Here is a 21,064-nt window from a genome sequence, read left to right as displayed (position 1 = left end):
GGAGTTTTTGAACATTAGCGTTTGGAGAATTGCGGTGCACGACGTGCGGCTTTGAGACCGTATTTTTTACGTTCTTTCATCCGCGGGTCGCGAGTCAGGAAACCAGCTTTTTTCAAGGCCGGGCGCAGTTCCGGATCCACTTTGAGCAGTGCACGGGCAATTCCGTGGCGAATGGCGCCTGCTTGACCAGTGAAACCGCCGCCGTTTACGTTTACGAGCACATCATAACGGTCGAGCGTATTGGTCAACACCAAAGGCTGACGCACAATCGCTTTTAAAGTTTCCAGACCAAAGTAGTCATCGATATTCCGTTTGTTGATGACAATCCGTCCATCGCCGGCAACCAGGCGAACGCGAGCGACCGATTCCTTACGGCGACCGGTTCCATAGAATTGAACTTGTGCCAAATCGGTTACCTCCTTTTATTAACCACGCAGTTCCCACTCAACCGGCTGTTGAGCCTGATGAGGATGTTCGGAACCTGCGTATACTTTTAATTTTTTAAACTGTTGACGACCCAAGCTTCCTTTCGGGAGCATCCCTTTTACAGCGAGTTCGATCATACGCTCGGGATGTTTGATCCGCATTTCGCTGGCCGTAGTCGATTTCAAGCCGCCCGGATATCCGGAATGGCGATAATAAACTTTTTTCGACCATTTTTTCCCGGTCAATTCAACTTGTGCTGCGTTGATGACGATCACAAAATCGCCCGTATCCACGTGGGGAGTAAATTCAGGTTTATGTTTTCCACGCAGGATGGATGCAACTTCAGATGCCAGGCGTCCCAATGTTTTGCCTTTCGCATCTACCACATACCATTTCCGTTCCACTTGCTCTGGCTTTGCCATAAAGGTGGTACGCATCATATTCCCTCCTCTATCAACAACGGGAATTCCGTTAATGTTGTCTTAGGTTAGAAGCATTGAAAAATGTGTGACTTTCTTCGCGCCGAACAAACTCCATCGGGGCATGGAGTGGAAAATACCAAGCGTTATCTTACCTTAAAAAGCGCGCAATGTCAAGAACCTCAAGGGGAGATAACGTTTGCGGAGCGATGAAAATCCTGCCAAGGCCGATATCCAACTTCAAGCAAAATTAATCCTTCCGGCGGAAACGTCGGACCGGCCAGGCGGCGATCCCGCCCCTCGAGAATGGCGGGAATTTGCTCCGGGTCCAAGTTTCTCCTTCCGACTTCATATAACGTGCCGACAATAATCCGAACCATGTTATACAAAAACCCGTTCCCGGTCACTTCGATAAAAAAGCCGTGCGTATCTTCGCCTACTTCGCAGCGGTAAATCGTGCGCACCCGATCTTCAATCACCGTCTTTGCCGAACAGAAAGAGGTGAAATCATGAGTGCCGACGAGCCGGTCCGCAGCCCTCTGCATGGCTGGCTGATCGACTTCATACGGAAGATGGGTGCGAAAGCGGCGCTCAAACAAATCGGGAATGCGATGACGATCCGTTTGATAACGATACGTTTTCCAATATGCGCTCTTACGGGCATGAAAGTCCGATGCTGCTTCTTCTGCGGACAGAACAAGGATATCCCTGGGAAGCGACCGACGCAAAATATATGGATATTTATCGACAGGAATGGGGCTTGTTGTCTCAAAATGGCAAACTTGCCCCAAAGCATGCACACCTGCATCTGTCCGGCCCGAACCGTATATTTCAATCGGTTCACCGGTGATTCTGGTCAGCGTTTCCTGCAGAGTGCCCTGGATTGTCCGTTGTCCCGGTTGCGCCTGAAAACCGGAAAAATCAGTCCCGTCATAAGCAATGACCAATTTGATCTTCTTCATCATCTTCCTCCGTCCTTCATCCCGAAAGAACCGGGAAACCGCCGCCTATTCCAAAAAGCGGAGAACGAAAAATAAAAGAACTGCCACAATCAAAAGCCACCCATCAAGCGATGAAAATCGAAGCTGCCGCCATTTGGTTCTTCCCTCACTCCCGCGATATCCCCTGGCTTCCATCGCCAATGCCAACTCCTCCGCCCGGCGAAAAGCGGACAAGAACAAGGGGATCAAAACGGGAATATAGCTTTTGAGCCGCTTGATGAAAAAGCCCGTATCGAAATCGGCGCCTCTGGCTGTCTGGGCTTTGCGAATCTTTTCCGTCTCTTCCCAGAGCAAGGGGATGAAACGAAGAGCGATCGACATCATCAGCGCGATTTCGTGCACCGGGATTTTAAATCGCTGCAAAGGTTTCAGCAGCCACTCGATGCCGTCGGTCAGATCGATGGGCGAGGTGGTAAATGTCAATAAAGAAGCGACTGAGATGAGGACAAACAACCGTGCTGAGACAAAAACCGCCTGCCTCAGCCCTTCCTGATAAATCGTGATAAACGGAAGTCGCAGCAGGGCTTCCCCGCCTTTGGTCATCAAAAGATGAAGAATCATGGTAAACAAGATGATGAATAATGCCGGACGGATTGCCCGTATAAAAACCGATACGGGAATGCGGGCCATTCCTGCCGCAACCAGCGTGAAGAAGAGCAGCACAGCGGTTGACCGCAAATGGTTTGCCCAGAAAACAAAAATCATAAACACCATTAAAAAGAGCCATTTAGCCCTGGGGTCCATCCGATGAACAAGGGAATCACCCGGGTAATACTGTCCCATTACAATCTGACTCATGGCAGTTCCCTCTTTTTGCGTCTTTCCTCCAGCAATCGTTCCAGCTCATCCAAGGTAAACACATCCTCAGGGAGCGGAGGGTCCAGCTTCCGGTTCAACAACTGAACAAACCGGGTGATCTCCGGCAATTCGAGATGATAGGAAGACAGGATATCAGCTCGGGAGAAGACTGCTTTTGCCGTCCCGCTCAACACGGACCGCCCCTCAGCCAGAACACAGAAACGATCGGCATACCGCACTGCCTGATCCATATCGTGCGAAACGAGAATAACCGTCACCCCGAAATCCTGATTAAGTCGCTTCAAAAGGCTTAAGATTTCCTCCTGCCCCTTCGGGTCCAAACCGGCCGCAGGTTCATCCAGGATCAGAATCTTCGGGCTCATCGCCAAAACTCCGGCAATCGCCACCCGCCTCATCTGTCCGCCGCTGAGCTGAAAGGGGGATCGGTCTGCCAGTTCCGAATCCAAACCAACCCATTCCATCGCCTGCTTCACTCTTCCATCCACTTCAGACTGCGGCAATCCCAGATTCGTCGGTCCAAAAGCGATATCCTTTGCCACTGTTTCTGCAAACAGCTGATGTTCGGGGTATTGAAAAACCAATCCGATCAACCGGCGCACATCGGCCGTCTGTTTGCGATTCGCGTCAATCAGATGGGAACCGATCCTAATTGTGCCCCGCGTTGGCCTGATCAAGCCGGCAATTGCCTGGATCAGCGTTGACTTTCCCGAGCCGGTCACACCCAAAATCGCCGTGAACGATCCGCCCGGAACTGTCAGATTCACCCCGTCGAGCGCTTTCTTCATCCACGGTGTTCCTGACTGGTATACCACTTCTAAATCTCTGACAACGATCTCCATATTTCCTCAACCAGTTCCTCTTTGCCCGAAATCGTCGGAGAAAGCGGCCATCCTTTGCCAAGGAGTCGCTGATGGAGCTCGATCTCCGGCGGAACGGCCAATCCCCACTGCTTTAGCATCACAGCCTTGGGATAAAGCACTTCAGACGGCAAATCAAGTTTCACTTCCCCCTGGTTCATGACAATCACTCGCTCAGCCCTGAACGCTTCCCTGGCGGAATGGGTGATGTGAATGATTGTCTTGCCCATGCGGTGAAGCTCCGCCGCAACCTGGCTCACATCATTTTTCCCCTGCGGGTCCAGCATGGAAGTCGCTTCGTCCAGTACAATCACGTCCGGCGACATGGCCAGCACTCCGGCCAATGCCAGCCGTTGCTTTTGTCCTCCCGAAAGATGGTGGGGCTCTCTCGCATTCATTCCGGAAAGGCCCACTGCCGCCAATGCACGTTCAATCCGATCTTTCATCTCGGAGCGCGGAACTCCCAGATTTTCGAGACCAAACGCGACATCATCCTCAACGGTGGTCGCGACGATCTGATTGTCGGGATTTTGAAACACCATGCCCACTCTGCGGCGTATTTCCCATAAATCGCTTTCGTTTGCCGTAGAGAGCCCTCCCACTTTGACTTCGCCCCGAACCGGCAGCAGAAGCCCGTTCAATAGCCGTGCCAATGTTGACTTTCCTGATCCGTTCGCACCGATGATGCTGACATATTCACCGGTCCGAAAGGTGAGATTGATCTTTTTTAACGCCCATTTTCCGCTTGATTCATTTTCCCCTTGATAACGAAACCAGACGTCAACGACTTGAATCATCGGTTCCATTTTTTCTCCTTAAAAGAAAAAAGGGTAAACGTCAGGACCAACCGGATCCTGCCCTCACCCTTTCTAGCTCATCATTGGTTACTTCACTAATTCCAAATAAACCATTGGAGCACCGTCGCCACGACGAGGTCCCAACTTAAGAATGCGCGTGTAACCACCATTACGCTCTTGGTAACGAGGAGCGATTTCGTCGAACAGCTTTTTCACTGCGTCCACGTTCTTGTTGTGGGTTACTTCTTCACCATCTTTTACTGTGTTGGAACGTGTCTTGCGAACAAACGCAGCCGCTTGACGACGAGCATGAAGATCGCCGCGTTTACCGAGGGTAATCATTTTTTCTACGATTGAACGAACTTCCTTCGCTTTCGCCTCGGTCGTTTCGATGCGTTCGTTGATGATGAGATCCGTTACCAAATCGCGAAGCAACGCCTTGCGCGCTCCGGAATTACGGCCAAGTTTGCTGTATGCCATCGTATTTCCCTCCCCCTACATGTATTAGTCATCTTTGCGCAAAGAGAGTCCAAGTTCAGCCAATTTCTCTTGAACTTCCTCAAGCGACTTCCGTCCGAGGTTGCGCACTTTCATCATGTCTTCTTCCGTTTTTTGTGTGAGCTCTTGAACCGTATTGATGCCGGCTCGTTTGAGACAGTTATAGGAACGTACGGAGAGATCCAGTTCCTCGATGGTCATCTCCATTACTTTTTCTTTCTTGTCTTCTTCTTTTTCGACCATGATTTCGGCATCTTTGGCCTGCTCCGTTAAACCGACGAATAGCATCAAATGCTCGTTCAGGATTTTGGCCCCAAGGCTCACGGCTTCATCTGGCTTTAAGGAGCCATTTGCCCATACTTCCAGGGTCAATTTATCGTAGTTGGTAACTTGTCCAACCCGTGTATTTTCAACTTGGTAGTTTACCCGTTCAATGGGAGTGTAGATCGAGTCAATCGGAATAACTCCGATCGGCTGATCCTCCCGTTTGTTTTTGTCAGCAGATACATATCCGCGACCACGATTCGCGGTCATTCGGATGCGAAGGTGAGCATCTTCGGCCAGAGTTGCGATATGAAGATCCGGATTCAGGACTTCTACATCGCTGTCTGCACGAATATCCCCCGCTTTTACTTCCCCGGGACCCTCGATGTCAATCTCAAGAACTTTCTCTTCATCCGAATGAATTTTAAGAGCCAATTGCTTCAAGTTGAGAATGATCTCCGTGGTATCTTCTACAACTCCAGGAATCGTGGAGAACTCATGCAATACCCCATCAATCTGGATGGTTGTAACGGCCGCACCTGGCAATGACGAGAGCAGGACACGGCGCAGAGAATTGCCCAGGGTAGTGCCGTATCCGCGTTCTAAGGGTTCCACCACAAACTTCCCATATCGATGATCTTCACTGATTTCCACAGTTTCGATCTTCGGCTTTTCGATTTCAATCATACGGCTCACAAACCCTCCTTCAGAACGTCGCGTTCCGGGCGTAATCCCACCTGACGGCAGACATTGATCGTGTATAAGGAATAAGACATGCCAAAATTAGTCCTATCCAGTATACACCATCTACAGGAAAAATAAACCACGGATCAGTTTTAAATCTAAAGAATTAAACACGGCGACGTTTTGGCGGACGGCAACCATTGTGAGGAATCGGTGTGACGTCTTTAATCAGGCTTACTTCCAATCCTGCCGCTTGCAGGGAACGAATTGCTGCTTCACGACCGGCACCCGGTCCTTTCACCAATACATCAACGGTTCTCATACCGTTGTCCATCGCGGTTTTTGCCGCTTGTTCCGCAGCCATTTGCGCGGCAAAAGGCGTGCTTTTACGGGAACCTTTAAAGCCCATCGTACCGGAACTTGCCCAGGCAACCGTATTTCCGCGCGGGTCGGTAATCGTGATAATCGTATTGTTAAAAGTGGAACGGATGTGCGCGATACCAGATTCAACGTTTTTGCGAACGCGACGTTTTACGCGTTGCGTAGTAGTTTTACGCTTTGCCACTGTTCTCCCTCCTTATTCGTTATTTTTTCTTGTTCGCTACCGTACGGCGAGGACCTTTACGGGTACGGGCGTTGGTTTTCGTGCGTTGACCGCGTACCGGCAATCCGCGACGATGGCGAATGCCACGGTAAGAACCGATCTCGATCAACCGTTTGATGTTGAGGGCAACTTCACGGCGAAGATCCCCTTCAACCACCAGGTTTTTATCGATAAAGCTCCGGAGTTTGGATACTTCGTCTTCCGTCAGATCACGAACGCGAGTATCCGGGTTGATTCCGGTAGCTTCCAGAATTCGTTTGGATTGAGAACGACCAATGCCATAGATATAAGTGAGCGCGATCTCTACGCGTTTTTCACGTGGCAAGTCGATACCTGCAATACGCGCCATGCCTTACACCTCCTTGAATTTAACCTTGTTTTTGCTTATGCTTGGGATTTTCGCAGATTACCATGACAGCCCCTTTGCGACGAATCACTTTGCACTTTTCGCAAATGGGCTTCACCGAAGGTCTTACTTTCATTTGAGCTACCTCCTGTCAAATATTAAGAGCCCCCTAAACTTCACAGACCGTCTTTACTTGTAACGGTAAGTGATCCGTCCACGGGTTAAATCATACGGAGAAAGTTGCACCGTCACTCTGTCACCCGGCAAGATGCGGATAAAGTGCATACGGATTTTACCAGAAACATGAGCCAAAACTTCATGACCGTTTTCCAACTCGACGCGGAACATGGCATTTGGCAGGGGCTCCTTGACGATCCCTTCTACCTCGATCACATCTTCTTTGGCCATTGATTCACTCTCCTTTTTGCTCAAGTTTGAGCAGATATTGGTTCAGGGCGTATCGCAACTTCGCATTGTTAACACGACCGTGACTCTTGATGGCGTCAGCTATTTCCAGATTTATCGTATTGGTAACTTGAATATGTTTCAAGTTTTTCTTTTTCGGGCAATCGGCTTTTCGCTGATCCCCATCGGCCAACAAGACAAAATGAGGCTCCTCAATGCCGATGATGACGGCATAATTTCCCGCATCACGCCCCCGCAATACGCGAACGATTTGTCCAAGACGAGGTCGACTGTCGACATCTGCCACGTTTATCACCCTTCACCTGGTTTACACTTTCGTGAGAATCTCATGGCCTTCATCCGTGATCGCAATCGTATGCTCGAAGTGAGCGCACAGAGAACCGTCAGTGGTAACAACCGTCCAGTTATCAGCGAGTGTACGAACAAACCGTTTTCCCGCATTCACCATCGGTTCAATTGCAAGGGTCATACCTGGCTTCAGGCGAGGACCTTTGCCGGGTAAACCGTAATTGGGAATACTCGGAGCTTCATGCAAGTTTTGCCCGATTCCGTGTCCGACATACTCCCGCACGATTGAAAAACCGGCACCTTCGGCATGTTTTTGAATCGCGTGGGAAACATCCCCCAGTCTTGCGCCTGGCTTTGCCTGTTCAAGACCTTTGTACAGGGATTCCTCGGTGACGGTGAGCAAACGTTCGGCTTCAGGGGAAATTTCCCCGACGCCGTACGTCCAAGCAGAATCACCATGATATCCGTCATAGCAGGCACCGATGTCCAAAGAGATGATATCTCCTTCGTTTAACACACGATTCCCCGGAATGCCATGAACCAGTTCCTCGTTCACGGAAGTGCATATGCTGCCCGGAAATCCGTTGTACCCTTTGAAGGAAGGAACAGCACCGAACCCGCGAATCACTTTTTCAGCGATTCGATCCAGCTCCTTGGTGGTGATGCCCGGGTGGATCGCTTTTTTCAGCTCCTGATGAGTCAAATATACGATTTTCCCAGCTTCCCTCATCCGTTCAAGCTCTTTAACCGATTTTAAGATAATCATGCTTTTAAACCTCGAATCAGTGACAAGATGGATTCTGTCACATTTTCGATCGGCTGTTCCCCATCAACACGATGAAGTTTACCAGTCGATTCATAGTAGTGAATCAAGTGTTGGGTTTGCTCAAGATTCACTTTCAAACGTTCTTTCACGGTCTCTATCGCGTCATCCGCCCGCTGATAAAGCTCTCCTCCACAGCGGTCGCAAACCCCTTCGACCTTGGGCGGTGCAAAGAGTACGTGATACGTAGCCCCGCAGTCGCGACAGATCCGTCTGCCCGTGAGGCGTTTAAGAAGTTCCTCTTCTGCAACCTCAATATAAAGAACCAGATCGATCGGGCGATTCAATTCATCCGTTAATTCGTCCAAAGCCTCGGCCTGTGGAACCGTTCTGGGAAAACCGTCCAATAAAAAGCCCTTGGCACAATCATCCTTGCCGAGCCGGTCGCGGACGATCCCGATCGTCACACGGTCAGGTACCAACTGGCCTTTATCCATATAGGACTTGGCTTCCATTCCCAGAGGGGTTTGTTCCTTAACAGCCGCTCGAAACATATCTCCCGTAGAAATATGCGGGATATCCAGCTCTTCCACAATTCGAGCTGCCTGTGTCCCTTTGCCGGCTCCGGGCAATCCCATCAGTACGATATTCAAGCGTCATCCCTCCCGGATCAGAATTCTACGGGCGGTCCGCATGACAGTTCACATCAGTGAGCTGGTGCTCATGCATAGTCCCCGGATGTAGCTCCGGGGGTGGCAAACAGAAAGTCTATTTATGCATAAAGCCCTTGTAATGGCGTTTAATCAGCTGGCTTTCAATCGTCTTCATCGTTTCAAGTGCAACCCCGACCACGATCAGAAGCGAGGTTCCCCCGATTTGCACATTGCTCGGAAGACCGGCAAGATTGATGAAGAAGATCGGCAAAATGGAAATCAGCGACAGAAAAATCGCGCCTGACAGCGTTAGACGATTCATGACCCGGGTTAAATAGGTGGTTGTATTCTTGCCCGGGCGAATCCCAGGAATAAAGCCGCCGTTTTTCTTCATCTGATCAGACAACTGAACCGGGTTAATCTGCACAAAGGTGTAGAAGTAAGTGAAACCGATAATCAGAATCACATACATTGCCGCACCGAGCGGGGAACGGGTGTAATCGAAGTTGTAGATAAACCAATCCGCAACCGGGTGTCCTTGCCAGAAGCTTGCAATCGTAACCGGGAACATCATCAAGGACAAGGCGAAGATTACCGGAATCACACCGGCCGCGTTCACTTTCATCGGAATGTGAGTCGATTGGCCGCCGTACATTTTACGTCCAACCACCCGTTTCGTATATTGAACGGGTATTCTCCTTACGCCCTGTTGGATATAGATCGTGGCGATAATGATAACCACAACCACCAACAAAAGCCCCACCGCTTTCAGGATACCGATAAACAGCTGTGCATTTTTGCCGAAGAAGGACGTATAGATCTGTCCGATGTGCATCGGGATGTTGGCCACGATCCCGGCAAAGATCAGAATGGAAATCCCGTTTCCGATCCCTTTGTCCGTGATCTGCTCACCCAACCACATGAGAAAGGTTGTGCCTGCCGTCAAAGTCAGAGCGATGAGTGCATAGCTCCAGACGCTGGTGTCCAATACAAAGCCCTGGTAGACCCTGTTGAAACCTATGGCAACTCCCACCGACTGGATCAGTGCCAAAACCACCGTAAAATAGCGGGTAAACTGAGCCAGTTTGCGGCGGCCCACCTCTCCCTCTTTTGCCCATCTTGCAAAAGCCGGGATGACATCCATCGTCAGCAACTGCACAATGATCGAAGCGGTGATGTAAGGCATAATCCCCATGGCGAAAATGGAGAAGTTGCGGAATGCCCCACCGGAAAAAGCGTTAATCAAACCAAATACGCCTTGACCGCCTCTCTCCATCATGCTCTGCAAGATCGCCGGGTCCGTGTTAGGAACCGGAATAAAGCTTCCGATTCGAAACACGACCAAGATCAAAAGCGTGAAAAAAATACGACGACGAAGATCTTCCACCTTAAAGATGTTACCCAGGTTCCGGATCATTAGATTACCTCCGTCGCTCCACCAGCGGCGTTGATTTTTTCAATCGCAGAGGCAGAGAATTTTTGAGCTTTTACCGTGAGTTTTTTGTTCAACTCACCATTGCCCAACACTTTCAACCCGTCTTTCAGATCTTTTACAACGCCTTGCTCTTTCAACAGTTCTGGAGTTACGACAGTTCCCTCTTCGAAGCGGTTGAGCACATCCAGGTTGATGATGGCATATTCCACTCGATTCGGGTTGGTAAATCCGCGCTTCGGCAAACGACGGTAAATCGGGTTTTGGCCGCCTTCAAAGCCAGGACGAACACCGCCACCGGAGCGTGCGTTTTGCCCTTTATGGCCTTTTCCGGCCGTTTTACCCTGGCCGGCAGAAATACCGCGGCCAAGCCGTTTTTTCTTGTGACGGGCACCCTCAGCCGGTTTCAGTTCATGCAGTTTCATTCCTCGCACCTCCTCTTTGACAAGTCATGTGCATTATTCGCTGATTTCTTCAACGGAAACGAGGTGTTTCACTTTATTGATCATACCACGGATGGCCGGATTATCTTCATGCGTTACGGTCTGTTCCCGTTTTGTTAAACCGAGTGTACGCAGGGTGACACGTTGCACTTCAGGACGGCCAATCATACTCCGCTTGAGTGTAATTGCCAGTTTCTTTGCCACGGTCATCCCTCCTTATCCCATCAATTCTTCTACGCTTTTTCCGCGCAGTTTTGCTACGTCCTCAGGACGTTTCAAGCTTTGCAAACCGGAAAGTGTGGCACGAACCATGTTGATCGGGTTGTTGGAACCCGTCGATTTGGTAAGAATGTCACCAACACCTGCCGCATTCAATACGTCACGCACAGGACCGCCTGCGATGACACCCGTACCTTTGGAAGCAGGTTTCAGAAGAACACGGCCTGCGCCAAACTCACCGATCGTCTCATGCGGAATGGTTGTCCCCAGAAGAGGAACGGTAACCATATTCTTTTTCGCATCTTCAATCCCTTTGCGGATCGCTTCAGGAACCTCAGCCGCTTTACCAATTCCTGCACCGACCTTGCCTTTGCCGTCACCGACAACAACAAGCGCACTGAAGCTGAAACGGCGTCCGCCCTTCACAACTTTCGCTACGCGATTAATGTTAACCACTTTTTCGATAAACTCGGATTGCGCAGCATCTTTGCGACGTGGCTTTTCTTGCTTGCTCAAAAGTCTAGACCCCCTTCCCGTGCTCCTTCTGCCAAAGCTTTTACACGACCATGATAGAGGTAACCGCCACGGTCGAATACAACCGACTTAAAGCCTTTCTCAACGGCGCGCTTTGCGATCAATTCCCCTACCGCACGAGCCGCATCAACCGTACCGCCGTTGGAGAATTTCTCCTTCAGCTCGGCATCCAAGGTCGAAGCGGATGCAACCGTATGTCCAATCGTGTCATCGATCAATTGCGCATAGATGTTTTTGGAAGAACGGAAAACGTTCAAACGTGGACGCTCAGCAGTACCGAATACTTTTTTGCGGACACGCAGATGACGTTTTGCCCGTTTTTTGTTGCGATCTCCTTTTTGAATCACGGTCCAGCTCACTCCCTTCTTGTTAGGCGATTCGATTATTTACCCGTTTTACCCTCTTTGCGACGGATAACTTCATCGCTGTATTTAATCCCTTTGCCTTTATAAGGTTCAGGTTCACGGTAAGAACGGATTTTCGCAGCCATTTCGCCGACTTTCTCTTTATCGATGCCTTTCACCACAATTTGCGTTTGAGACGGAACGTCGAGTTCAATTCCGTCGATCGGCGTTACATCGATCGGATGAGAATAACCGACGTTTAACACCACGTTGTTTCCTTTTTTCGAAGCACGGTATCCGACACCGACCAATTCAAGCGTTTTGGAGAAACCGTTGGTTACACCCTCAACCATGTTGGCAATCACGCTGCGGGTGGTTCCATGCAAGGCACGATGAGTGCGGTGATCGCTTGGGCGCTCCACGATCACTTGATTGTCCTCCACTTTGATGGCGATATCGGAATGGAAGTTACGAGTTAAGGTACCTTTCGGCCCTTTTACCGTTACGGTGTTTCCTTCCAATTTCACTTCTACACCGTTTGGAATCACAACCGGTTTTTTACCGATACGAGACATTCGATTCACCTCCATCCTTTATGCCGATTACCAAACGTACGCGATAACTTCGCCGCCCACTTTTTGCTGACGGGCTTCTTTATCCGTCAGAATTCCTTTGTTGGTGGACAAAATGGCGATTCCCAAACCACGAAGAACACGTGGAATTTCGTTCGCTTTTACATAAACGCGCAAACCAGGTTTGCTGATCCGTTTCAACCCGGTAATCACTTTTTCGTTGTTCGGTCCGTATTTGAGGAAAATCCGGATGATACCCTGTTTGTTGTCTTCGATATATTCAGCATCGCGAATGAAACCTTCACGTTTCAGGATCTCAGCGATTTCCCTTTTGATACGAGATGCCGGAAACTCAACGCTCTCATGGCGAACCGTGTTAGCGTTGCGAATTCTGGTCAGCATATCTGCAATCGGGTCTGTCATTACCATGCGAAACCCTCCTTCCTATCCTCATTACCAACTTGCTTTTTTAACACCGGGAATCTGCCCTTTGTAGGCCAATTCACGGAAGCAGATCCGACAGAGACGAAACTTGCGTAATACGGCGTGTGGTCGTCCGCAACGTTCGCAACGGGTATAAGCACGAACTTTGAATTTCGGCTTACGTTGGGACTTCACGATCATCGACTTCTTGGCCAAGTGATTCCCTCCTTTACATCGTGGTGACGTACAGTGATTATTTACGGAATGGCATACCCATCAGAGTCAAAAGATCACGTGCTTCCTCGTCGGTATTGGCAGTCGTCACGATAACGACATCCATCCCGCGAACTTTGTCAACTTTGTCATAAGAAATTTCCGGGAAGATCAATTGCTCTTTCAGACCGAGCGTGTAATTGCCGCGACCGTCAAACGATTTCGGGGAAACACCGCGGAAATCGCGTACACGCGGAAGAGCAACATTGATCAATTTATCGAGGAAATGATACATACGCTCTCCGCGAAGTGTCACCTTTACACCGATCGGCATTCCTTCACGCAATTTGAAGCCGGCAATCGATTTTTTGGCACGTGTGACCACCGGTTTTTGCCCGGAGATGAGCGTCAGGTCTTCTACTGCACCATCCAAAGCTTTGGCATTTTGTACAGCTTCACCCACACCCATGTTAATCACGATTTTTTCAAGTCTTGGAACTTGCATTGGGGATTTGTAGTTGAACTTCTTCATTAACGCAGCGGTTACCTCATTGAGGTAATGCTCTTTCAAACGTGCTGCCATCAGGTACCCTCCCTTCTCTCGCGTTATTTGTCGAGGATTTCACCGGATTTTTTCGCATAACGCACTTTCTTTTTCTCGCCGTTTTTACCCTCGATGAACTTGTAGCCAACCCGGGTCGGCTCCTTCGTTTTCGGGTCTTCAATCATCAGGTTGGAAACGTGAATCGGCGCTTCCTTCTCGATGATGCCGCCCTGAGGGTTATCCTGGGTCGGACGGGAATGTTTTTTCACCAAGTTTACACCTTCGACGAGCACACGATCTTCCTTGGGAAGAACTTTAATTACACGACCGCGGGTGTAAACTTTTTTGCCGTTTTCAAAGTACGGAGCTTCTTTACCGCGCATGACGATTACCATATCGCCTTTTTTGATGTGCATACGGGGCACCTCCTTACCTTCCAGTGTGTTGCCGCAAATCATTTTCAGAACCAAGTATTAAAGAACTTCCGGTGCCAAAGAAATGATTTTCATGAAATCGCGATCACGCAATTCGCGGGCAACAGGTCCGAAGATCCGTGTACCGCGCGGGCTTTTGTCTTCCTTAATCACAACCGCAGCATTTTCATCGAAGCGAATGTAGGATCCATCCGGACGACGGGTCGGACGAACGGTACGTACAACCACGCACTTCACTACATCCCCTTTCTTGACAACGCCACCGGGTGTAGCTTGTTTGACAGAAGCGACGATAATATCACCGATTCCAGCGGTAGATTTTTTGGATCCACCCAATACACGGATGCACATAACTTCTTTCGCACCAGAGTTATCTGCTACACGAAGACGTGTTTGAGGTTGAATCATGGTTTTCCCTCCTTCCCGCGTCATTCACGCGTGCCATGGGTTAAATGATAACAGCTTTCTCTACGATTTCCACCAAACGCCAGCGCTTGTCTTTGGAAAGCGGACGCGTTTCCATGATTCTTACGATGTCGCCTACTTTTGCTTGGTTTTCGGCGTCATGCGCTTTGAACTTTTTGGTATACTTTACGCGTTTACCGTACAGTGGATGTTTCTTGTAGGTCTCAACAGCGACAACGATTGTTTTATCCATTTTATCGCTGACCACTTTGCCGACACGTACTTTACGGCGAGTTGTACGCTCGTTCATCCCTGTTTCCTCCTTTCGATCCCCAGTTCGCGCTCCCGCAAGATCGTTTTGCAACGAGCAATGCTTTTGCGAACCTGACGCAACCGGGCTGGATTATCCAATTGTCCAGTAGCCGATTGGAAGCGGAGGTTAAACAGTTCTTCCTTGTACTGTGCGAGCTTTTGCTCGATCTCGGCGGTGGTCAACTCAACTAGCTCTTTTGCTTTCATTCGTTACCACCCGCTTCTTCTCTTTTTACGAACTTCGTTTTGATCGGCAGCTTGTGAGCTGCAAGGCGCATCGCCTCACGTGCCGTCTCTTCTGGAACACCAGCAAGTTCGAACAAGATTTTGCCTGGTTTTACAACAGCCACCCATTTTTCGGGAGAACCTTTACCGCTACCCATCCGTACCTCGAGAGGCTTTTGAGTAATCGGGTGATCAGGGAAAATCTTGATCCATACTTTACCGCCACGTTTGATATAACGAGTCATCGCGATCCGGGCAGCCTCGATTTGACGGTTGGTGATCCATGCCGGCTCAAGCGCCTGTAAACCGTATTCACCAAATGCTACTTCCGTACCGCCTTTCGCACGGCCTGTCAGTTTGCGCGGACGATGCGGGCGACGGAATTTCACGCGTTTAGGCATTAGCATCGATTACTCGCCTCCTTCCGCTGCTCCTTTGTTTTTGGTCGGCAAAACTTCACCGCGATAGATCCAAACTTTCACACCGATCCGTCCATAAGTGGTGTGTGCTTCAGCAAAACCATAATCGATATCAGCACGCAATGTATGGAGTGGTACCGTACCTTCGCTGTAGCCTTCGCTACGGGCAATATCGGCACCGCCGAGACGACCGCTTACCATGGTGCGTACCCCTTTGGCTCCGGCGCGCAAAGAACGCTGAATCGCTTGTTTCATCGCACGGCGGAAAGCAACACGGCGTTCCAGTTGTTGTGCGATATTTTCAGCGACAAGGTAAGCATCAAGCTCCGGATTTTTGATTTCGCTGATGTTGATGTGAACTTTTTTATTGGTGAGCTTCACCAAGGCTTGGCGGAGCGCTTCGACTTCAGAACCGCCTTTCCCGATCACCATGCCGGGTTTCGCCGTATGAATGGTAATGTTGACGCGGTTTGCTGCGCGTTCGATTTCCACAGTGGAAACGGCCGCGTCTTTCAGTCGGTTTTTGATAAACTCGCGAACCTTAATATCTTCATGCAATAGATCAGCATAGTCCTTGTCTGCGTACCATTTGGATTCCCAGTCACGGATAATTCCCACACGCAGACCAACTGGATTTACCTTTTGACCCAAAGCTTCATCCCTCCTTATTTAGTGATTCACGCCTTTTCCGATACAACCACGGTAATGTGGCTGGTGCGCTTGTTAATGCGGCTGGCACGGCCCATCGCACGAGGCATATAACGCTTCATCGTGGGACCTTCATCAACATAAGCTTTCGACACTACCAGGTTGGCAGTATCCAAGTTGTGATTGTGCTCAGCGTTTGCCACGGCAGACGTGAGTACTTTCTCAATGATCGGGGAGGCAGCACGAGGAGTGTAGCGTAAAATCGCCAATGCCTCTTCAACAGACTTGCCACGAATCAAATCGATCACCAAGCGTGCTTTGCGTGGAGCGATACGCACGTATCGTGCTACTGCTTTAGCTTCCATAACGTAACCTCCTCTCTAAACCCGGTCCGGTCCACTTACCGTCTTTTTGTTTTCTTGTCATCGCCTGCATGACCTTTAAACGTACGGGTTGGGACGAATTCTCCCAACTTGTGGCCTACCATATCCTCCGTTACATAAACCGGAACGTGCTTGCGTCCATCATGAACGGCGAATGTGTGTCCAACAAACTCCGGGAAAATGGTAGAACGACGAGACCAAGTTTTGATTACGCGTTTTTCGTTTTTCTCGTTTAATTCATCAACCTTTTTTAACAGATGTGCATCTGCAAATGGTCCCTTTTTCAAGCTGCGGCCCATCTTAGTAACCTCCCTTCGAGTGAGGCTTTTTCACAGCCTATCTGACTACTTTTTACGACGACGGATAATATATTTGTCAGATGCTTTGTTTTTCTTCCGGGTTTTGTAACCCAAGGTCGGTTTGCCCCAAGGAGTCATCGGGGACTTGCGGCCGATCGGTGCACGACCTTCCCCACCACCGTGCGGGTGATCCACAGGGTTCATCACAGAACCGCGAACGGTTGGCCGTTTACCCAGCCAACGGGAACGTCCTGCTTTACCAATCGTGATCAACTCATGATCCAAGTTGCCTACCTGACCGATCGTTGCACGGCAATCCAGGTGAACCATGCGTGTTTCGCCGGAGGTAAGGCGGATGATGGCGTATTTCCCTTCTTTACCGAGCAATTGTGCCGATGCACCTGCTGCGCGGACAAGCTGTCCACCACGGCCCGGTTTAAGTTCGATGTTGTGAATGACCGTACCTACCGGAATATTGCGAAGAGGCAACGCATTTCCCAAACGGATTTCCGCATCAGGACCGGACGAAACGGTCATGCCCACTTTCAATCCGTGAGGAGCGAGAATGTAACGTTTTTCTCCATCCACATAGTGGATTAAAGCAATATTGGCAGAACGGTTCGGATCGTATTCGATCGTAGCCACTTTTCCAGGAATGCCATCTTTATTACGTTTGAAGTCAACCAAACGATATTTGCGTTTATGTCCGCCGCCTTGGTGACGAACAGTCAGTTTCCCCTGGTTGTTGCGGCCTGCCTTTTTCTGCAGAGGTACTACCAGGGATTTTTCCGGTTTATCTGTCGTAATCTCGTCAAAGCTGGAAACAGTCATATGACGACGAGACGGGGTCGTTGGTTTAAAGTGTTTAATTCCCATTCCTTTTCCCTCCTTCTTTTTTAGGATGGATTAAACTTCAAATACCTCGATTGGTTTGCTGTCAGCGGTGAGTTTAACCACAGCTTTCTTTCTCTCAGGTCTGCGACCGCTGTACCGGCCATAACGTTTAATTTTACCGGGAACGCGCATCGTGTTCACTTTCTCCACTTTTACGCCGAAGATCTGCTCAATCGCTTTTTTCACTTCGACTTTATTGGCACGTGGATCCACTTCAAACACGTATTTACGATCCTCCATGAGTTCCGTGGATGCTTCGGTAATGACCGGACGACGGATGATATCGCGAGGGTCTTTCATCGACCAAGCACCTCCTCGACGCGATTCACAGCTCCACGAGTGAGAATCAGCTTGTCATGGTAAAGAACGTCGAGAACGTTCAATCCATCTGCCGGTATAAGTTTCACTCCCGGAATGTTGCGGGCGGAGAGAACAGCATTGTCCTCCAATTGATCGGCAACGATCAGCGCCTTGCGATCAACACCCAGGTTTTTGAGTACTTGTACCATTTCTTTGGTTTTCGGTTGATCCATTTTCAATTCATCGAGCACGACCACTTGGCTGTCCAGCACCTTAGAAGAAAGAGCGGACTTGATCGCCAAACGACGAACCTTTTTCGGTAATTTATAAGCATAGCTGCGCGGTTGCGGTCCAAATACCACACCACCGCCTACCCACAACGGGGAACGAATGCTGCCGTGACGTGCACGACCGGTTCCTTTTTGTCTCCACGGTTTCTTGCCGCCCCCACGAACAGCTGCACGATTTTTCGTTGCATGGGTACCACGGCGCAGGGATGCTTGTTGCATAACCACAGCATCATGCAATACCGCCTGATTCGGGGTAATGCCGAACACTGCATCAGACAGCACGATTTCATCCACCTGCTTGCCGCTCATGTCTAACACTGCCAGCTTAGGCATGGATGCTCCTCCTTTCTTCAATCAATCGCTTACTTGCTTTTTACGGCTGATTTGATCACAACATAGCTGTTTTTCGGTCCAGGTACGGAGCCTTTGATCAAAATCAGGTTTTTGTCAGCATCAACACGAACGATTTCAAGGTTTTGTGTTGTTACACGTTCTCCGCCCATGCGTCCCGGAAGCGTTTGTCCTTTGAATACGCGGTTCGGAGCAATCGCACCCAACGAACCTGGTCCGCGATGGTAACGGGAACCGTGGCTCATCGGACCGCGAGCTTGGTTGTGACGTTTGATCGCACCTGCAAATCCTTTTCCTTTGGATGTGCCGGTGACGTCAACCAGTTCGCCAGCTGCGAAGATGTCTGCTTTGACTACCCCGCCAAGCTCATAGTCAGCCAGGTTTACGCCACGCACTTCTTTGATGAATTTTTGTGCTTTCGCATTTGCTTTCTTCGCATGTCCAAGCTCAGGTTTGTTGGAACGATGTTCCTTCTTCTCTTCAAAACCGAGCTGGATTGCTTCGTAACCATCGGTTTGCAGTTCTTTCTTCTGCAACACCACACACGGTCCCGCTTCAACTACGGTAACTGGAACCACCACGCCATCTTCGTTGAAGATTTGGGTCATCCCAATTTTCTTTCCGAGAATCCCTTTCACTTTGTACACCTCCTACCATCGTAGAGTGAGAGATTACAATTTGATTTCGATGTCGACACCGGACGGCAGATCCAATCTCATCAACGCATCTACGGTTTGCTGAGTTGGATTGACGATGTCAATAAGGCGTTTATGAGTGCGCATTTCGAATTGCTCACGAGAATCTTTATATTTGTGAACAGCGCGCAGGATCGTGTAAACCGTTTTTTCCGTCGGCAACGGAATCGGTCCCGACACGCTGGCACCTGTCCGCTTTGCGGTATCCACGATTTTAACCGCGGATTGATCCAGGATGCGGTGATCGTAAGCTTTTAAACGAATGCGAATCTTTTGCTTTGCCATTATTAACCCTCCTTCTCGCTCATTTTTGCAAATGAACTTCTCCGCGAAAATTTCCCGCCCGGCCATGGCAAAGGGGCCGGGTGTGTCGGCAACCTTTCGCTTCATCGCGTTCATGACAACATTCACGATTATATAGAAAAAAATTGGACGATGCAAGCTTTTTTCGCGTATTTTAGGGAAATGTAATTAAGTTGCGACCCTGACCAGCACTTGCAAAAGCCTACCTGCCATATTTTACAAAATAGTTGGGCCATTTTTCAAGTCTTAAAACAAAAAGCTGCCAGCCCGGAAATCGGGTTGACAGCTTTTTTTGATCGGCAGTGGCCATTACTCGTTAATAACGGTAACAGCACCTGCGCCTACGGTACGTCCACCTTCGCGGATAGCGAAACGGGTACCGTCTTCGATAGCGATCGGCGCGATCAATTCTACTTCCATTTCAACGTTGTCGCCAGGCATGCACATTTCAACGCCTTCCGGCAACTTGATAACACCGGTTACGTCGGTGGTGCGGAAATAGAATTGCGGACGATAACCAGAGAAGAACGGGGTATGACGTCCACCTTCTTCTTTGGAGAGAACGTATACTTGAGCTTTAAATTTGGTGTGCGGTTTCACGCTGCCAGGTTTAGCTAATACTTGACCGCGTTGTACATCTTTACGCTCAATACCGCGGAGGAGTGCACCGATGTTGTCACCAGCTTGAGCTTGGTCGAGCAACTTACGGAACATTTCTACCCCGGTTACAACGGTTTTGCGGGTTTCAGCGAGACCCACGATTTCAACTTCGTCACCAACTTTGATGACACCGCGTTCTACACGGCCGGTAGCAACGGTACCACGACCGGTAATGGTGAATACGTCCTCAACCGGCATGAGGAAGGTTTTGTCGGTGTCACGTTGCGGTTCCGGAATATATTCGTCAACTGCAGACATCAGTTCAATAATGCATTCAGCTTCAGGACCAGTCGGGTTTTCGAGAGCTTTCAGAGCGGATCCACGGATAACCGGGATATCATCTCCTGGGAACTCATACTCGGAGAGAAGTTCACGAACTTCCATTTCTACGAGTTCGAGCAACTCTTCGTCGTCAACCATGTCGCATTTGTTCAGGAATACAACGATGTACGGTACGCCTACCTGACGGGAGAGCAGAATGTGCTCACGGGTTTGCGGCATTGGACCGTCAGCAGCGGATACTACGAGGATCGCTCCGTCCATTTGTGCAGCACCGGTGATCATGTTTTTCACGTAGTCAGCGTGACCCGGGCAGTCAACGTGAGCATAGTGGCGGTTGTCCGTTTCATACTCAACGTGAGCGGTGGAGATGGTGATACCGCGCTCTCTTTCTTCCGGAGCTTTGTCGATTTGGTCGTAAGCTTGTGCTTGAGCTTTACCTTGTTGAGCAAGCACGGTGGTGATTGCAGCGGTCAAAGTGGTTTTACCGTGGTCAACGTGACCGATGGTACCAATGTTAACGTGTGGTTTTGTACGTTCGAACTTGGCTTTTGCCATGACTGATGATCCTCCTTATTTAGGACTAAGTAATATTGTA

Annotated in this window: 38 protein-coding genes; all 38 read right to left on the bottom strand. The window is 49.6% G+C overall.

Annotation, left to right across the window (positions count from 1 at the left end; genetic code table 11):
- Nucleotides 1-14: 14 nt before the first annotated feature.
- Nucleotides 15-407: a 30S ribosomal protein S9 gene (rpsI, locus tag I8U19_RS12345; protein WP_033100584.1), complete on the bottom strand. Its 393-nt coding sequence runs from the start codon at nt 405-407 to the stop codon at nt 15-17.
- A gap of 18 nt (nt 408-425) precedes the next feature.
- The gene (gene rplM / locus I8U19_RS12340; protein WP_033100585.1) at nt 426-863 is read right to left on the bottom strand and encodes a 50S ribosomal protein L13; all 438 of its coding nucleotides are present in this window, start codon (nt 861-863) and stop codon (nt 426-428) included.
- A gap of 164 nt (nt 864-1,027) precedes the next feature.
- Nucleotides 1,028-1,807 carry a tRNA pseudouridine(38-40) synthase TruA gene (gene truA, locus I8U19_RS12335; protein WP_198056024.1) on the bottom strand — a complete coding sequence of 260 codons (780 nt, stop codon included), beginning with the start codon at nt 1,805-1,807 and terminating at the stop codon, nt 1,028-1,030.
- Between the two features lie 45 nt (nt 1,808-1,852).
- Complete coding sequence (locus I8U19_RS12330) at nt 1,853-2,644, bottom strand: energy-coupling factor transporter transmembrane component T family protein (protein ID WP_033100586.1); 792 nt, start codon at nt 2,642-2,644, stop codon at nt 1,853-1,855.
- The gene (locus I8U19_RS12325) at nt 2,641-3,504 is read right to left on the bottom strand and encodes an energy-coupling factor transporter ATPase (protein ID WP_198056023.1); all 864 of its coding nucleotides are present in this window, start codon (nt 3,502-3,504) and stop codon (nt 2,641-2,643) included. Before I8U19_RS12325 ends, I8U19_RS12330 begins: the two co-directional genes overlap by 4 nt.
- Nucleotides 3,480-4,319: an energy-coupling factor transporter ATPase gene (locus tag I8U19_RS12320; RefSeq protein WP_232337268.1), complete on the bottom strand. Its 840-nt coding sequence runs from the start codon at nt 4,317-4,319 to the stop codon at nt 3,480-3,482. Before I8U19_RS12320 ends, I8U19_RS12325 begins: the two co-directional genes overlap by 25 nt.
- An 87-nt stretch (nt 4,320-4,406) precedes the next feature.
- A complete protein-coding gene (rplQ, locus tag I8U19_RS12315) occupies nt 4,407-4,799 on the bottom strand; it encodes a 50S ribosomal protein L17 (RefSeq protein WP_033100589.1) in 393 nt (130 codons plus the stop codon).
- Nucleotides 4,800-4,823: 24 nt separating this feature from the next.
- Entirely contained in the window at nt 4,824-5,768 is a 945-nt protein-coding gene (locus I8U19_RS12310) for a DNA-directed RNA polymerase subunit alpha (protein WP_198056022.1), read from the bottom strand.
- Between the two features lie 163 nt (nt 5,769-5,931).
- Nucleotides 5,932-6,330, bottom strand: a complete 399-nt coding sequence (gene rpsK / locus I8U19_RS12305) for a 30S ribosomal protein S11 (RefSeq protein ID WP_198056021.1) — start codon at nt 6,328-6,330, stop codon at nt 5,932-5,934.
- 19 nt (nt 6,331-6,349) lie between these two features.
- Nucleotides 6,350-6,718 carry a 30S ribosomal protein S13 gene (gene rpsM / locus I8U19_RS12300; RefSeq protein WP_033100592.1) on the bottom strand — a complete coding sequence of 123 codons (369 nt, stop codon included), beginning with the start codon at nt 6,716-6,718 and terminating at the stop codon, nt 6,350-6,352.
- Nucleotides 6,719-6,737: 19 nt separating this feature from the next.
- On the bottom strand, nt 6,738-6,851 hold the full coding sequence (gene rpmJ / locus I8U19_RS12295) for a 50S ribosomal protein L36 (RefSeq protein WP_022738894.1): 114 nt from the start codon (nt 6,849-6,851) through the stop codon (nt 6,738-6,740).
- A 53-nt stretch (nt 6,852-6,904) separates the two neighbouring features.
- Complete coding sequence (gene infA, locus I8U19_RS12290) at nt 6,905-7,123, bottom strand: translation initiation factor IF-1 (protein ID WP_033100593.1); 219 nt, start codon at nt 7,121-7,123, stop codon at nt 6,905-6,907.
- 4 nt (nt 7,124-7,127) lie between these two features.
- A complete protein-coding gene (locus I8U19_RS12285) occupies nt 7,128-7,427 on the bottom strand; it encodes a KOW domain-containing RNA-binding protein (RefSeq protein ID WP_033100594.1) in 300 nt (99 codons plus the stop codon).
- A gap of 21 nt (nt 7,428-7,448) precedes the next feature.
- The gene (gene map / locus I8U19_RS12280) at nt 7,449-8,195 is read right to left on the bottom strand and encodes a type I methionyl aminopeptidase (protein ID WP_198056020.1); all 747 of its coding nucleotides are present in this window, start codon (nt 8,193-8,195) and stop codon (nt 7,449-7,451) included.
- Entirely contained in the window at nt 8,192-8,845 is a 654-nt protein-coding gene (locus I8U19_RS12275; protein WP_033100596.1) for an adenylate kinase, read from the bottom strand. Before I8U19_RS12275 ends, map begins: the two co-directional genes overlap by 4 nt.
- A 115-nt stretch (nt 8,846-8,960) precedes the next feature.
- Nucleotides 8,961-10,262, bottom strand: coding sequence for a preprotein translocase subunit SecY (gene secY, locus I8U19_RS12270; RefSeq protein ID WP_033100597.1), 1,302 nt, complete (start codon nt 10,260-10,262; stop codon nt 8,961-8,963).
- A complete protein-coding gene (gene rplO, locus I8U19_RS12265; protein ID WP_033100598.1) occupies nt 10,262-10,702 on the bottom strand; it encodes a 50S ribosomal protein L15 in 441 nt (146 codons plus the stop codon). Before rplO ends, secY begins: the two co-directional genes overlap by 1 nt.
- A gap of 33 nt (nt 10,703-10,735) precedes the next feature.
- Entirely contained in the window at nt 10,736-10,930 is a 195-nt protein-coding gene (rpmD, locus tag I8U19_RS12260; protein WP_152568519.1) for a 50S ribosomal protein L30, read from the bottom strand.
- A 6-nt stretch (nt 10,931-10,936) separates the two neighbouring features.
- Nucleotides 10,937-11,455 (bottom strand): 30S ribosomal protein S5, encoded by a 519-nt coding sequence (gene rpsE, locus I8U19_RS12255; protein WP_038020747.1) that lies wholly within the window; start codon nt 11,453-11,455, stop codon nt 10,937-10,939.
- Complete coding sequence (gene rplR, locus I8U19_RS12250; protein WP_033100600.1) at nt 11,452-11,820, bottom strand: 50S ribosomal protein L18; 369 nt, start codon at nt 11,818-11,820, stop codon at nt 11,452-11,454. Before rplR ends, rpsE begins: the two co-directional genes overlap by 4 nt.
- Before the next feature lie 35 nt (nt 11,821-11,855).
- A complete protein-coding gene (rplF, locus tag I8U19_RS12245) occupies nt 11,856-12,392 on the bottom strand; it encodes a 50S ribosomal protein L6 (RefSeq protein ID WP_033100601.1) in 537 nt (178 codons plus the stop codon).
- Between the two features lie 27 nt (nt 12,393-12,419).
- Entirely contained in the window at nt 12,420-12,818 is a 399-nt protein-coding gene (gene rpsH, locus I8U19_RS12240) for a 30S ribosomal protein S8 (RefSeq protein ID WP_198056019.1), read from the bottom strand.
- A 24-nt stretch (nt 12,819-12,842) separates the two neighbouring features.
- Entirely contained in the window at nt 12,843-13,028 is a 186-nt protein-coding gene (locus I8U19_RS12235; protein WP_033100603.1) for a type Z 30S ribosomal protein S14, read from the bottom strand.
- A 37-nt stretch (nt 13,029-13,065) separates the two neighbouring features.
- The gene (gene rplE / locus I8U19_RS12230; protein ID WP_033100604.1) at nt 13,066-13,608 is read right to left on the bottom strand and encodes a 50S ribosomal protein L5; all 543 of its coding nucleotides are present in this window, start codon (nt 13,606-13,608) and stop codon (nt 13,066-13,068) included.
- Nucleotides 13,609-13,631: 23 nt separating this feature from the next.
- Nucleotides 13,632-13,985 (bottom strand): 50S ribosomal protein L24, encoded by a 354-nt coding sequence (gene rplX, locus I8U19_RS12225; protein ID WP_033100605.1) that lies wholly within the window; start codon nt 13,983-13,985, stop codon nt 13,632-13,634.
- A 57-nt stretch (nt 13,986-14,042) separates the two neighbouring features.
- Nucleotides 14,043-14,411, bottom strand: coding sequence for a 50S ribosomal protein L14 (rplN, locus tag I8U19_RS12220; protein ID WP_033100606.1), 369 nt, complete (start codon nt 14,409-14,411; stop codon nt 14,043-14,045).
- Nucleotides 14,412-14,451: 40 nt separating this feature from the next.
- Nucleotides 14,452-14,718 (bottom strand): 30S ribosomal protein S17, encoded by a 267-nt coding sequence (gene rpsQ / locus I8U19_RS12215; RefSeq protein ID WP_033100607.1) that lies wholly within the window; start codon nt 14,716-14,718, stop codon nt 14,452-14,454.
- Nucleotides 14,715-14,927 (bottom strand): 50S ribosomal protein L29, encoded by a 213-nt coding sequence (gene rpmC / locus I8U19_RS12210; RefSeq protein ID WP_033100608.1) that lies wholly within the window; start codon nt 14,925-14,927, stop codon nt 14,715-14,717. Before rpmC ends, rpsQ begins: the two co-directional genes overlap by 4 nt.
- Complete coding sequence (rplP, locus tag I8U19_RS12205; protein WP_033100609.1) at nt 14,924-15,352, bottom strand: 50S ribosomal protein L16; 429 nt, start codon at nt 15,350-15,352, stop codon at nt 14,924-14,926. The genes rpmC and rplP overlap by 4 nt, the downstream gene beginning before the upstream one ends.
- Nucleotides 15,353-15,355: 3 nt before the next feature.
- Nucleotides 15,356-16,015: a 30S ribosomal protein S3 gene (rpsC, locus tag I8U19_RS12200; RefSeq protein WP_198056018.1), complete on the bottom strand. Its 660-nt coding sequence runs from the start codon at nt 16,013-16,015 to the stop codon at nt 15,356-15,358.
- 26 nt (nt 16,016-16,041) lie between these two features.
- The gene (rplV, locus tag I8U19_RS12195) at nt 16,042-16,377 is read right to left on the bottom strand and encodes a 50S ribosomal protein L22 (protein WP_033100611.1); all 336 of its coding nucleotides are present in this window, start codon (nt 16,375-16,377) and stop codon (nt 16,042-16,044) included.
- Between the two features lie 35 nt (nt 16,378-16,412).
- The gene (gene rpsS, locus I8U19_RS12190) at nt 16,413-16,694 is read right to left on the bottom strand and encodes a 30S ribosomal protein S19 (protein ID WP_033100612.1); all 282 of its coding nucleotides are present in this window, start codon (nt 16,692-16,694) and stop codon (nt 16,413-16,415) included.
- Nucleotides 16,695-16,739: 45 nt separating this feature from the next.
- Nucleotides 16,740-17,570: a 50S ribosomal protein L2 gene (rplB, locus tag I8U19_RS12185; protein WP_033100613.1), complete on the bottom strand. Its 831-nt coding sequence runs from the start codon at nt 17,568-17,570 to the stop codon at nt 16,740-16,742.
- Nucleotides 17,571-17,600: 30 nt separating this feature from the next.
- Nucleotides 17,601-17,888: a 50S ribosomal protein L23 gene (gene rplW / locus I8U19_RS12180; RefSeq protein ID WP_033100614.1), complete on the bottom strand. Its 288-nt coding sequence runs from the start codon at nt 17,886-17,888 to the stop codon at nt 17,601-17,603.
- A complete protein-coding gene (rplD, locus tag I8U19_RS12175; RefSeq protein ID WP_033100615.1) occupies nt 17,885-18,511 on the bottom strand; it encodes a 50S ribosomal protein L4 in 627 nt (208 codons plus the stop codon). Before rplD ends, rplW begins: the two co-directional genes overlap by 4 nt.
- Before the next feature lie 29 nt (nt 18,512-18,540).
- Nucleotides 18,541-19,167: a 50S ribosomal protein L3 gene (gene rplC / locus I8U19_RS12170; RefSeq protein ID WP_038020749.1), complete on the bottom strand. Its 627-nt coding sequence runs from the start codon at nt 19,165-19,167 to the stop codon at nt 18,541-18,543.
- 33 nt (nt 19,168-19,200) lie between these two features.
- Nucleotides 19,201-19,509, bottom strand: a complete 309-nt coding sequence (gene rpsJ / locus I8U19_RS12165; RefSeq protein ID WP_033100616.1) for a 30S ribosomal protein S10 — start codon at nt 19,507-19,509, stop codon at nt 19,201-19,203.
- A gap of 327 nt (nt 19,510-19,836) precedes the next feature.
- Nucleotides 19,837-21,024, bottom strand: a complete 1,188-nt coding sequence (tuf, locus tag I8U19_RS12160) for an elongation factor Tu (RefSeq protein WP_033100617.1) — start codon at nt 21,022-21,024, stop codon at nt 19,837-19,839.
- Between the last annotated feature and the right edge of the window lie 40 nt (nt 21,025-21,064).

This window comes from Thermoactinomyces sp. CICC 10523 (assembly GCF_016055105.1).
GTDB classification, from domain to species: Bacteria; Bacillota; Bacilli; order Thermoactinomycetales; family Thermoactinomycetaceae; genus Thermoactinomyces_A; species Thermoactinomyces_A daqus.
The sequence above is the reverse complement of the archived record's forward strand: the minus strand, read 5'-3'. Positions and strand labels throughout refer to the sequence as shown.